Raw genomic sequence first — 12,350 nt, forward strand, 5'->3', positions numbered from 1 at the left:
CCCGACCACCAGGCGACTCCGGGCTGATTCGCAGCCATCCGGCATCTGCCGTATGATCGGGTCTCCCGTCACGAGCGGGTCCCTCCCCACCGAACGCACCCGACCGGTGTCCGCGCCACCCCGCGCGAACTGGTCGGTGTCCGCCGTTCCGGCCCCCTGCGCTCCCGTCCGGGAGTGCGCAGCACGGAAGACCGCACCGCACCCATGACCGCCGCACCGGCACCAGCACACCCCACCCCCGACGGCCAGGCACCGGCCGGCAACCCCCGTTCCCGCGTCGTCATCGCCAGCCTGGTCGGCACCTCGATCGAGTTCTACGACTTCTACGTCTACGCGACGGCCGCGGTCCTCGTCTTCCCCACTCTGTTCTTCCCGAACGAGGACCCGACGGCCTCGCAGCTGTCGTCCTTCGTCACCTTCGCGCTGGCCTTCTTCGCCCGCCCGATCGGTTCGGTCGTCTTCGGCCACTTCGGCGACCGCGTCGGCCGCAAGACCACGCTGGTCGCGTCCCTGCTCGTCATGGGCACCGCCACGTTCCTGATCGGCTGCCTGCCGACCTTCGACTCGATCGGCATCTGGGCCCCGGTCCTGCTCGCCGTGATGCGCTTCGCCCAGGGTGTCGGGCTCGGTGGCGAGTGGTCCGGCGCGGCCCTGCTCGCGACCGAGAACGCGCCGAAGGGCAAGCGCGGCGTGTTCGGCTCGATGCCGCAGCTCGGCGCCCCGATCGGCTTCCTGCTCGCCAACGGCCTGTTCATCGCGATCAACGCGGCGATGCCGGCCGCTGCCGACGGCACCCCGAACGCCGACTTCCAGGCGTGGGGCTGGCGCATCCCGTTCCTGCTCTCCGCCGTGCTCGTCGTGGTCGGCCTGTACGTGCGCTTCAAGCTCGTGGAGTCCCCCGTGTTCCGCGGTGTGCAGGAGTCCGGCACGGTCGCGAAGGTCCCGCTCGGCCGGGTGTTCCGCACCTCGTGGAAGGCGCTCATCGTCGGCACCTTCGGCATGGTCGCCACCTACGTGCTCTTCTACTTCATGACGACGTTCACGCTGTCCTACGGCACCACCGGCGCCGAGGCCGGCCCGCTGGTCCCGAAGGTCGGCCTCGGCTACACGCGCGGCGAGTTCCTGACGCTGCTCATGATCGGCGTGGTGTTCTTCGGCATCTTCACCCCGATCGCGGGCATGCTGGCCGACCGCTTCGGCCGCCGCCGGACCCTCATCCCGACCACGATCGGCATCGCGCTGTTCGGCCTGACGTTCCAGATCTGGTTCGCCGCCTCGACCGGTCCGCTCACCGTGGTGACGTTCCTCATCGTCGGCCTGTCGCTGATGGGGCTCACGTTCGGCCCGATGGGCGCACTGCTGCCCGAGCTGTTCCCGACCAACGTGCGCTACACCGGGTCGGCGATCGCGTACAACGTGGCGTCCATCCTCGGCGCCTCGCTCGCGCCGACGATCGCGCTGGCGCTCTGGCAGCCCGACGGCACGATCTTCCTGGTCGGTCTGTACCTGACGATCGCCGCGGTCGTGACCCTGGTCGCGCTGCTGTTCGTGCGCGAGACGAAGTCGCAGGAGTTCACCGACGCCTGAGGCGTCACCACCTGACGGACGGGAGGCCCGGTGCCAGCTGGCACCGGGCCTCCCGTCCGTCGCGGCGCACGTCCACCCCCGCCCCGCGCAACACGCCGTCGTGTCAGCGAGACGCCGCGGGCCCGCCGGGACGCCGCCGAGTTCGGCGGCGTCTCGCGCGCGTGGCGGCGTCGAGCGGAGACGCCGGCGTCTACCAACCCCGCCACACCCCGCCACCGACCCGACGCGCGTCAACGCAGGTTGACAGATGTCAGCGCGTCAATGTACGTTGACACCCATGGACCGACCGACCATCACGAGCCTGGCGGCCGGCGCATCCGGGGACGACCCGTTCTCGGCGCTCGCCAGCGTGCGCGAGCTGCGCCGCGAGCTCGACCGCGCCGAGGAGCTCGCCGCCCGCCGGGCCCGCACCGCCGGCGCGTCGTGGCAGGAGATCGCGACCCTGCTCGGCGTCAGCCGACAGGCAGTGCACAAGAAGTACGGCAGAAACTAGGAGCACGATGAGCTTCCCCTTCGCACGCCCGAAGACCACCGACGGCCCCCGCGCCACGTTCGGTCGGCTGCTGTCCTACCTGTTCGAGAACAAGCCCGCGATGGTCGTCATCATCGTGCTGAGCGTCCTGGGCGCGGGGGCGTCGCTCGCCCAACCCCTGTTGGTCAACCAGGTCATCACCGCCGTGCAGCAAGGGGACACGCTCAGCACGCTCGTGTGGCTGCTGGTGGGGCTCGTCATCGTGGCCGGCGTCCTCAACGGCGTGCAGCACTTCCTGCTCCAGCGCGCCGGCGAGGGCGTGGTGCTCTCCACCCGCCGCAAGCTCATCGGCCGCATCCTCAACCTGCCGATCTCGGAGTTCGACACCCGCCGCACCGGCGACCTCGTGTCGCGCGTGGGCAGCGACACCACCCTGCTGCGCGCCGTCCTGACCCAGGGCCTCATCGAGTCGATCGGCGGCGCGCTGACCTTCGTCGGTGCGATCGTCGCGATGGCGGTCATCGACCCGCTGCTGCTCGGCATCGTCGTGATCATCGTCGTCGTCGCCATCGTCGTCGTCGGCGGGCTCAGCCGTCGCATCCGCGTGGCGTCGAAGCGCGCGCAGGAGAAGGTCGGTGACCTCACCGCCGCGGTCGAGCGCGGCATCGGCGCCGTCCGCACCATCCGCGCGGCGGGCGCGACCGACCGCGAGGTGCGCGAGGTCGACGGCCACGCGACCGAGGCGTACCGCCGCGGCCTCGACATCGCCCGGATGTCGGCACTCGTCGTCCCCGTCGCGAGCATCGTCATGCAGGTCGCGTTCATCGTCGTGCTCGGGGTCGGCGGGGCGCAGGTCGCCGCGGGCACGATCACGATCGCCACGCTCATCACGTTCATCCTGCTGCTCTTCATGATGATCATGCCGCTCGGCCAGGCGATGGGGGCGGTCGTCGCCGTCGCGCAGGCGCTCGGTGCCCTCGGGCGCATCGAGGAGATCCTGCACCTGCCCACCGAGTCGCAGGACGACAAGTCGGTCCGGCCCGCAGCAGCGGTGGCCAGCGACGACGCCATCACGTTCGAGCACGTGTCGTTCCGGTACAACGCCCAGGCGGACGCATCGGGCGCCGACGGCGCCGTCGCGTCCGACCCCGCAGATCGTCCGGGAGGCCCGGATCGCGTCGACGACGCGCGTCCGGCCGACGACGTGGTGCTGCAGGACGTCTCGTTCCGGGTGCCCCGCGGGTCGCGCGTCGCGCTCGTCGGCCCGTCGGGTGCGGGCAAGTCCACGACCCTCGCGCTCATCGAGCGGTTCTACGACCCCACCGAGGGCGTGATCCGCCTCGGTGGCATCGACGTCCGCGGCATGGACCGGCAGGAGCTCCGCGCCCAGATCGGCTACGTCGAGCAGGACGCACCGGTGCTCGCCGGCACGATCCGCGCCAACCTGCTGCTCGGCTCGCCGGACGCCACCGAGGACGACTGCGTCCGGGTGCTCGAGGCCGTCAACCTCGGCGAGGTGCTGCACCGCGATCCCCGCGGGCTCGACGCCCAGGTCGGCGAGGACGGCGTGATGCTCTCCGGCGGGGAACGGCAGCGTCTGGCCATCGCCCGCGCCCTGCTCGCCGCTCCCCCGATCCTGCTGCTCGACGAGTCGACGTCGTCGCTCGACGGGGTCAACGAGCAGAAGATGCGGCTCGCCATCGACGCCGTCGCCGAGGACCGCACGCTGCTCGTGATCGCGCACCGGCTGTCGACGGTGGTCGACTCGGACGTCATCGTCGTGCTCGAGCACGGCCGGGTGGTCGGTGCCGGCACGCACTCCGAGCTCGTCGAGTCGACGCCGCTCTACCGCGACCTGGCGAAGCACCAGCTGCTGGTGTGAGGCAGGCCCGTCCTCCGCGGGGTCAGGCGGCGAACGGGTCCGGGGTCAGCACGTAGACCGACTCGAGGTACTCCTCGATGCCCTCGTGCGAGCCCTCGCGGCCGAGGCCGGACGCCTTCACCCCGCCGAACGGGAAGGCCGCGTTCGACACGACGCCGGTGTTCAGCCCGAGCATGCCCGTCTCGAGCCGCTCGGCCAGCCGCTGCCCCCGGCGGAAGTCGGACGTGAAGGCGTAGGCGACGAGCCCGTACTCGGTGTCGTTCGCCAGCCGGATGCCCTCGTCCTCGGTGCCGAAGCGCGTGATCGAGGCGACCGGCCCGAAGATCTCGGTCGTCAGGATGTCCGACCCGGGCTGCACGTCGTCGACGACCGTCGCCTCGTAGAACGTGCCCGGGCGGTCGATGCGGTGCCCGCCGGTGACGAGCCGGGCGCCGCGCAACAGGGCGTCGTCGACCAGACCGGCAGCCTTGTCGACCGCGCGGTCGTCGATGAGCGGCCCGAGCGTCGTGCCGTCCTCGGTGCCCCGTCCGACCCGCAGGGCGTCGACCTTCGCGGTGAGCGCCGCGACGAACGCGTCGGCGATGCCGTCCTGCACGAAGAACCGGTTCGCCGCGGTGCACGCCTCGCCGACGTTCCGGAACTTCGCGAGCATGGCTGCGTCGACTGCGGTGTCCAGGTCGGCGTCGTCGAAGACCAGCAGCGGGGCGTTGCCGCCGAGCTCCATGCTCGTCTTCAGCACGTTGTCGGCGGCCTGCTTGAGCAGTGCCGAACCGACCGGGGTGGACCCGGTGAAGGTGAGCTTGCGCAGCCGTCGGTCGGCGATGATCGGCTCGGACAGGCCCTTTGCGTCACTCGACGGCACCACGTTGAGCACACCGTCCGGCAGCCCGGCGCGGCGGAACAGCTCCGCCAGGAACAGGGTCGTCAGCGGCGTCAGGTCGGCGGGCTTCAGCACGACCGTGCAGCCGGCGGCGAGCGCGGGTCCGACCTTGCGGGTGGCCATCGCGAGCGGGAAGTTCCAGGGCGTGATCGCGTAGACGGGGCCGACGGGGCGCTTGAGCACGATGCCGCGACCGGTGCCCTCCGGGTTGGTGCGGTAGTCGCCGCCGATCCGCACGGCCTCCTCCGAGAACCAGCGGAGGAACTCGCCGCCGTACACGACCTCGCCGCGGGCCTCGGCCAGGGGCTTGCCCATCTCCAGCGACATCAGGGCTGCGAGGTCGTCGGTGTGCTCGCGGACGAGGTCGAACGCCCGCCGCAGCACGTCGGACCGTTCGCGGGGAGCCGTGGCCGCCCAGGACGACTGCGCGGCGACGGCGGCGTCGAGCGCGGCCGTGCCGTCCTCGGGGCTCGCGTCGGCGACCTCGGCCAGGACCGCCCCCGTGGAGGGGTCACGCACCGCGAAGGTCGCACCGGTCGACGCCGCACGCCAGACGCCGCCGATGGACAGCCCCGTGGGGACGCCCACGACGCTGACGTGCTCGTCGGCGACGGTCGTCACGAGGGCGGGGTCGGTCGCCGCGTCGGACGTGGCGGTGGCGTCCGTGCTGGTCGTGCTGGTCGTGCTGGTCGTGCTGGTCGTGCTGGTCGTGCTGTTCACAGTTGTGCTCCTCCGGGGTTGGCGAGCCCCTCGTCCATGTCGCTGCGATCGACGTGGCCGCCGACCGCCCGGATCTCGTCGAGTGCTCGTGCGCTGCGCTCGGCGTCGACCCCGGCCACCAGGTCCTCGTAGACGGCGACGTCGAATCCGGCCGCACGCGCGTCGAGCGCCGATGCCCGGACGCAGTGGTCCGTGGCGATGCCGACGACGTCGACCGTCGTCACCCGACGCTCCGCCAGCAGCTCGGGCAGCGGGACGCCGTCCTCGGTCCGGGCCTGGAACGCCGAGTAGTCGGGGGTCCCCTGTCCCTTCAGGACGCCGACGTCGATCATCGCCGTGTCGAGCTTCGGGTGGTAGTCGGCGCCCGGGGTGCCGGCCACGCAGTGCACGGGCCAGGTGTCCACGAAGTCGGGGCCGTCCGGACCGGCGAAGTGGCCGCCGTTGTCGTCGTCGCCGTGGTGCCAGTCACGGGACGCCACGATGAGGTCGTACTCGTCCCCGTGTCTGCCGAGGAACGCGGTGATGCGCTCCGCGAGCGCCGCACCCCCGGTGACCGCGAGCGCACCGCCCTCGGTGAAGTCGTTCTGGACGTCCACGACGAGCAGTGCTCTTGCCATGGGTCCATCCAACACCCGGTGGCTCAGGACCCGGTGAGCCTGCCCCCGCACGAGTAGGTCGCGGCGGTCACGGCGTCGAGTGCCGGCAGCGCTGCGGCGCGCTGCGAGCCGATGGCGTAGAACGCGAAGGTCAGACGGGTGCCGTCGGCCGCGTCGATCCAGCCACCCAGGGTGTTCGCGCTGTCGATCCAGCCGGTCTTCGCGTGCACCTTGCCCCGGGCCACCGCGTTCGCGCCGGTGAACCGGCTGGCGAGGGTGCCGGACTGTCCCGACACCGGCAGGGCGTTCCCCAGCGTCCCGAGTCCGTCCGCGCCGGAGGCGACCTGCACCATGAGGTGCGCGACGAACTCCGGCGACACCGCGTTCGCGGCGCTCTCGCCCGAGCCGTCCTTGATCACGATGCCGACCGGGTCGAGGCCGTACGAGCGCAGCGCCGACTGGTACACCGACGTCAGCGATGCCGCCGAGCCGTTCGACCCGGACTCCTTCGAGGACACCCGCGCGAGCATCTCCGCCAGGGTGTTGTCCGAGTTCGGGATCATCTGCCCGATGAGCGCCGAGACCGGCTGCGAGGACACCGTCGCGATCGTCTCGGTCCCCGTGGTCGCCCGCTGGACGATCTGCGCCGACGCCGCTCCCGCGACCCCCGCGTTCGCCAGCGCCGTCCGGAAGGCGGTGCCGGCGCGTCCGACGGGGTCCTCGGACCGGGGCGACGTCGCCGCGGCGGGGTCCGCACGGTCGCCGTCGACCATCAGGGCGGTGACCTTGGGCTGGTACCCGATGGTCCGCTCCGACACCGGCCACGTGGGGTCCCAGGCGTCGGCGGAGCTCCAGTAGGTGCCGTCGGCCACGATCGTGGTGATCGGGGTGCTGCCGACCTTCGTCTTCACCTGCTCCGCCAGCTGCGCCAGGGTGGGGGCGCCGGGGTAGACCGTGCCGCCACCGGCGGACAGCGTGGCGTCCCCGTGGCCGACGAGCGCCACGGTGTCCGGCGACTCCCGCGTGACGGTCGTCGGGATGCGGTGGTCCCCGCCGAGGACGGAGAGCGCGGTCGCCGACGTGAGCGTCTTCATCACGCTGCCGGTCTGCGCGGCACGCTCGCCGTGCTCCGAGAACAGGACCTTGCCCGTCTTCGCGTCCATCACGTACCCCTCGAAGTCGCCGAGGCCGCTCGCCGAGGCGGCCGTGGCGATCGAGCAGGTCCGGAGCGCGGACGGTCCGGCGAGGTCCTCCGGTACCGCGCGGGCAGCGGGGGTCGGCGTCGGCGTCGCCGTCGGACGCTTCGTGGTGGTCGTCCGCTCGGGAGCCGAGGACGCACTCCGGGTCGGGCCCGGTGCGGCGGCCGTCCGGGTGTCCGGGGTCGTGGCCGCGGCGACCGCCACCGCACCGCCGGATCCGAGCACGAGCAGCCCCACGAGTCCGCCGGCGATCCACGGCACCGGTCGTCGAGCGGCCGAGGCGCGCGCCGCGGCGACGGCGGCGCGGAGTCGCGCGGAGACGGGACGCGGGGTGGGCTGCGGCTCGGACATCGTGACCGATCCTACGGAACCGCGGCAGGAGCCTCCAGGCCGGATCGGTGACCCGTGCGTGCGGCGGGCCCGCTCAGGGAGCCGTGGCGGGGCCGTCGGCCAGGTACCGGACGCCCACCTGGCGGCGTGCCTCGTCCATCACCGCCATGATCGCGACGGTCTCGTCCGGGTCCATCGGGCCGCCGTCGCGGTGGCCCGACGTGATCATGGCCTCGAAGGCGCGGGCCTCGTGCGCGTAGCCGGCGAGCTCCTCGCGGCCGTCGAACTCCTCGACCACGGCGCCGTCGCGGTCGCGGATCCGCCAGGTGGTCGGCGTGTACCAGGTCGTGTCGAGGTCGATGCGGCCGGTCTCGCCGATGATCGATGCCGTGTTCGGGCTCCGCAGGTCCATCCCGAAGTGGATCACCGACTGCGCACCGCCCTCGTGCGTCATGACGAGCCCCATCTGCTCGTCGACGCCCTGCTCGCTCAGCGTGCCCGCGGCCACCAGCGAGGTCGGCACCCCGAGCACGTCCACCGCGAACGACACCGGGTAGACCCCGAGGTCGAGCATCGCTCCCCCGCCCAGCGCGGGATCGCGGAGCCGGTGGTCGGGGTCGGTGGGCAGGGCCTGGTGGTGCGTGGCCTCGACGACCATCGGCCGTCCGATGCGGCCCTCGGCGAGGACCTCGCGGATCATCGCCATCTGCGGCAGGAAGCGCGTCCACATCGCCTCCATCACCGCCACGCCGGCCTGCCGGGCTGCGTCGACGACGGTGCGGGCCTCGTCCGCGGTGATGGTGAACGCCTTCTCGACCAGGACGTGCTTGCCGGCGCGGATCGCGAGCAGGGCGTCCTCGGCGTGCCGGACGTGCGGCGTCGCGATGTACACGGCGTCGACGTGGTCGTCGGCGACGAGGTCCTCGTAGGAGCCGTGGGCCCGCGGGATGCCGAACTCGGACGCGAACGCCTCGGCGTGCTCGAGCGTGCGGCTGCCCACCGCGCTGAACGCGATGCCCGCGGCAGTGCAGTCGCTCACGAAGGACCGGGCGATGCCGCCCGTGCCGATGACTCCCCAGCGAACCGTCATGGCCCCTGTCTACCAGGGCGGGGTCGGCTCCGGCCCGGCGTCAGCGGCGGTGCTTGCCGAGGGCCGCGTCCGGTGCCGCCATCGGGTGGTTGCGGAACCAGCGCAGGAGCTCGCGCGCCCGGCTGCTGTCCGCGCTGGCATCCCCGTCGGTCAGGAAGGCGTCGAACCCGTCGGGCAGTTCCGCGTCGGCTTCGCGGTGGAACGCCATCGTCCACTCGCCGAACCGCGGCGTGTGGATGCGCTCCTCGACCAGCAGGCCGACGTCGGTGTGACGCGGGTCCTCGATGATGCGCTGGTAGGTCTCGAGCACGGCGGACTCGGGTCCCTCGAGCAGCTGCATGAAGCGGCCGTCCTTGTAGACGAGCATCCCCGACAGGCCGGCGGCACCGTTGCGCTGCCGCGAGTACTCCAGGAGCGCGTCGAGGCGTTCCTGGTCGAACACCTGGTTCGCGGCGCTCATGTAGACCAGGGACAGCAGCATGACGACCTCTCCTCGTGACGCGACGGGACCGTCCCACGCGACGGGAGCGGGACCGCCTCCCATCGTGGCGTGCGCCGTTCGACCGCGGCATCCCCAGAACGGGGATCGCCGACCGAGCGGGCCGCCGGGTCACTCCGGGTCGTAGGTGCGGACCCAGTCGATCTGCAGGTGGCCAGGGTCGCCCCAGTTGCCGACCTGGAACATGTAGCGGTGCGGCGTGGTCGGGACGTTCCGCGGCACGGTGAAGACGAGCTTGCCGTCCAGGTAGTACCGGATGATCTTCCCCGGGACCCACTCGGTCGTGTAGGTGTGCCAGTCCTGCCACGACACGCGCGTGTTGTAGTGCTCGGTGTCACGCTCGGACCCGGGGGTCATCGAGTGGTGGAACACCCGAGGCGATCCCTCGAACTGTCCCTCCGGGTAGTTGAGCTCGCCGTCCACCCACGCGTCGGAGGTCGGCCAGAGCATCACGGCCACCCCGTTGCCCTCGCCACCGGTCGCCCGGGCCCGGATGCTGAACGTGCCCCCGACGTGCGACCACGCCCCGGTCGGCGTGCCGAAGGTTCCGGCGGCGCCGTGCTCGCCGTCCATCGCCACGTCCATGTACCCGTCGTGCGCGCTGATGAGCTTGCCCGACCAGTACTTGCCGCCGGTGCCGTCCGGGTAGGGCTGCCACGAGTCGCGGTAGGTGGCTGCGAACGGCCCACCTGCCGACGCCGGGGTGTCGAAGTCCTCGGAGAACGTCGGCTCGCGGTCCGACAGGTACGACGGCATGGTCGGGGCCGGGGTCGGACTCGCCGTCGTCACACCGGCGTCCAGGTCCGTCGCCGAGGTCGCACGGTCGCCGGGCACCGCGGCCGCTGTCACCGCGAGGGCTCCGGCGGCGGCTGCCACGACGACGACCGTCAGGACCCGCCTCAGCACGACGGCACCGCCGGTGTCCTGCCGACTGCGGCGTCGCTGGGCTGGTGCTCGGTCACGTGGTCCCCCGTATCGCGGACAAGGGTAGCCCCTCGGACGAGCCGGCGTCTGTCCCTCGGTCGAGGGGCGTCCGTTCCGTCCGGAATGCGAAAACCCCGGTCAGCGCCGTGTTGCACGGAGCTGACCGGGGTGTTGTCCGAGCCGCCTGTCGGAATCGAACCGACGACCTATTCATTACGAGTGAATCGCTCTACCGACTGAGCTAAGGCGGCGCGCGCTCCGGTTCCGGAGCGGCACGAGCAATGACTATACAGGTTCACACGAGCGAACGCGAAACCAGCGCGTCGAGCTCCGCGAAGGAGCGTTCGAGCTCGTCGACGAGCTCCCCACCGGCATCGGAGGCCGACCACTCCCACCACGCGTGCCGCAGTGCGGCGAGGGCGATGACCGCCGCGAGACCGGCCCGGCGTCGGAGCCCCTCGGGGTCCGCGGCGAGCACCGGGTCCGCGCGTTCGAGACGTCGTGCGACGGCGGCCTGCACCTCCGCCTGGAACTCCTGCATCGACGCCATCCGGCGGCTGAACAGTTCCGGGTTGGCGCGGAGCACCTGCTGCCGCTCCGCGACCAGGCCGCGTTCCGTGAAGAACGCCTGCGCCGAGTGCACCAGCAGGGCGCCGATGTCGGGCACCAGCTCACCGCTCGGCCCACCGTCCACGAAGGCCTGCAGTGCGGCGTCGTCGGGCAACCGAGGGTCGTCGCCGAGGATCGCCTGTTCCTTGTTCGCGAAGTAGTTGAAGAACGTGCGGGGCGACACGTCGGCGCGGCGGGAGATCTCGTCGACGGTGACGGCGCCGAGGCCGTCCTCGACGGCGATCCGGAGGGCGGCCTGCTGGATCGCGAGTCGGGTGGCGTGGCGCTTCCGTTCACGCAGACCGGGTTCGGGGTCGGGCATGCCGTGATTGTCGCATGCGGCCCCGTGGACGGGGGCGCCGGCCTGGAGGCACGGGTCGCCTCGCCCGGGTCGCCGCCGCCCGTCAGCGGCGCGCGCGGGCGATCGTGACGAGCAGGGCTTCCAGCGCCAGCAGCGCAGCGACGTTCGCAGCGATCCGCTGCCGGGCGAGGGCGACGGCGTCGAGCACCTCGAGCGCCGCGGCGGGCGGGACCGTCGGCAGCGCGTGGTCGAGTTGGTCCCGCATCGCGAGGTTCACCGGCTCGGCCGGGGCCCCGAGACCGAGCAGCAGCAGGTCGCGGTAGAGCGACGAGACGTCGACCAGGATGCGGTCCAGACCGTCGCGCAGGCTGCGGGTGGCCCGGCGCTTCTGGTCCTCCTCGAGGGCACGCAACTGGGAGCGGAGCGCCGGCGGGATGGTGCCACCGGGTTCGACGCCGAGCGACCGCAGGGCGGCGTCGCGCTCCTCGGAGTCGCGCTGCTCGGTGATCGACTTGGCGTCCTCGTCGGCGACCGCGAGCAGGTCGGCGGCAGCCATGACGGCGTCGCCGACGCTCCGCACGCCGAGCACCGTCGTCAGCGTGCGACGTCGGCGGTCGCGGGCGTCCTCGCTCGTGGCGAGTCGCTGGGCCATCCCGATGTGGCTCTGGGCCTGACGGGCCGCGTCCATCGCGAGCACCCGGTCGACACCGGTCCGTGCGACGAGGAGGTCGGCGACGGACTCGATGCCCGGCACCCGGAGACGCACCGAGCGGACGCGCGACCGGATCGTCGGCAGCAGGTCGGCCTCGCTCGGGGCGCAGAGGATCCACACCGTGCGCTCCGGCGGTTCCTCGAGCGCCTTGAGCAGCAGGTTCGAGGTGCGCTCGGTCATGCGGTCGGCGTCCTCGATGATGACGACGCGGTAGCGCCCGACCGACGGCGAGTAGTGCGACGAGGTGACGAGCTGCCGGATCTCGTCGATGGTGATGATGACGCGCTGCGTGGTGAGCACCGAGACGTCGGGGTGCGTCTTCGCGGTGATCTGCCGGAGGGTGTGGTCGTCGTCCGGGCCGTCACCCACGAGCGCCGCGGCGAAGGCCGTCGCGACGTTCGAGCGGCCCGATCCGGGCGGGCCGGTGATGAGCCACGAGTGGGTCATGCCCCCGGTGCCGTCGGTGGACTCCGCGGCGTTCCGGAGCGATGCGACCGCTTCTTCCTGTCCGGTCAGGCCGTCCCACACGCTCACGGGACCATCCTCGCA

General features: G+C 72.1%; 11 protein-coding genes and 1 tRNA gene. 3 read left to right on the forward strand and 9 right to left on the reverse strand.

Features of this window, described 5'->3' with window-relative positions; genetic code table 11:
• Window positions 1–204: 204 nt before the first annotated feature.
• The 3 genes from I8920_RS10550 (at window position 205) to I8920_RS10560 (ending at window position 3,941) form a co-directional block, all read left to right on the forward strand.
• Complete coding sequence (locus I8920_RS10550; RefSeq protein WP_198658718.1) at window positions 205–1,587, forward strand: MFS transporter; 1,383 nt, start codon at window positions 205–207, stop codon at window positions 1,585–1,587.
• A gap of 277 nt (window positions 1,588–1,864) precedes the next feature.
• Window positions 1,865–2,080, forward strand: a complete 216-nt coding sequence (locus I8920_RS10555; RefSeq protein WP_017888718.1) for a helix-turn-helix domain-containing protein — start codon at window positions 1,865–1,867, stop codon at window positions 2,078–2,080.
• Between the two features lie 7 nt (window positions 2,081–2,087).
• Window positions 2,088–3,941: an ABC transporter ATP-binding protein gene (locus I8920_RS10560; RefSeq protein ID WP_198656316.1), complete on the forward strand. Its 1,854-nt coding sequence runs from the start codon at window positions 2,088–2,090 to the stop codon at window positions 3,939–3,941.
• 22 nt (window positions 3,942–3,963) lie between these two features.
• Here the strand turns inward: I8920_RS10560 and I8920_RS10565 are convergent, their stop codons facing one another.
• The 9 genes from I8920_RS10565 to I8920_RS10605 form a co-directional block, all read right to left on the reverse strand.
• Window positions 3,964–5,442, reverse strand: coding sequence for an NAD-dependent succinate-semialdehyde dehydrogenase (locus I8920_RS10565; RefSeq protein ID WP_198658719.1), 1,479 nt, complete (start codon window positions 5,440–5,442; stop codon window positions 3,964–3,966).
• A gap of 95 nt (window positions 5,443–5,537) precedes the next feature.
• On the reverse strand, window positions 5,538–6,158 hold the full coding sequence (locus I8920_RS10570; protein WP_198656317.1) for an isochorismatase family protein: 621 nt from the start codon (window positions 6,156–6,158) through the stop codon (window positions 5,538–5,540).
• A 23-nt stretch (window positions 6,159–6,181) separates the two neighbouring features.
• Window positions 6,182–7,687, reverse strand: a complete 1,506-nt coding sequence (locus tag I8920_RS10575; protein ID WP_198656318.1) for a D-alanyl-D-alanine carboxypeptidase/D-alanyl-D-alanine-endopeptidase — start codon at window positions 7,685–7,687, stop codon at window positions 6,182–6,184.
• 73 nt (window positions 7,688–7,760) lie between these two features.
• Complete coding sequence (locus I8920_RS10580) at window positions 7,761–8,756, reverse strand: Gfo/Idh/MocA family protein (protein WP_198656319.1); 996 nt, start codon at window positions 8,754–8,756, stop codon at window positions 7,761–7,763.
• Window positions 8,757–8,796: 40 nt separating this feature from the next.
• Window positions 8,797–9,237 carry a BLUF domain-containing protein gene (locus I8920_RS10585; RefSeq protein ID WP_198656320.1) on the reverse strand — a complete coding sequence of 147 codons (441 nt, stop codon included), beginning with the start codon at window positions 9,235–9,237 and terminating at the stop codon, window positions 8,797–8,799.
• Between the two features lie 129 nt (window positions 9,238–9,366).
• Window positions 9,367–10,131, reverse strand: coding sequence for a glycoside hydrolase family 16 protein (locus I8920_RS10590; RefSeq protein WP_232832717.1), 765 nt, complete (start codon window positions 10,129–10,131; stop codon window positions 9,367–9,369).
• Window positions 10,132–10,357: 226 nt separating this feature from the next.
• Window positions 10,358–10,430 (reverse strand) — tRNA-Thr (locus tag I8920_RS10595).
• Between the two features lie 44 nt (window positions 10,431–10,474).
• Window positions 10,475–11,110: a TetR/AcrR family transcriptional regulator gene (locus I8920_RS10600; RefSeq protein ID WP_198656322.1), complete on the reverse strand. Its 636-nt coding sequence runs from the start codon at window positions 11,108–11,110 to the stop codon at window positions 10,475–10,477.
• 82 nt (window positions 11,111–11,192) lie between these two features.
• On the reverse strand, window positions 11,193–12,335 hold the full coding sequence (locus I8920_RS10605; RefSeq protein ID WP_198656323.1) for a DNA polymerase III subunit delta': 1,143 nt from the start codon (window positions 12,333–12,335) through the stop codon (window positions 11,193–11,195).
• Window positions 12,336–12,350 lie beyond the last annotated feature (15 nt).

Origin of the sequence: Curtobacterium sp. YC1 (assembly GCF_016267665.1) — a bacterium.
Taxonomy (GTDB): Bacteria; Actinomycetota; Actinomycetes; order Actinomycetales; family Microbacteriaceae; genus Curtobacterium.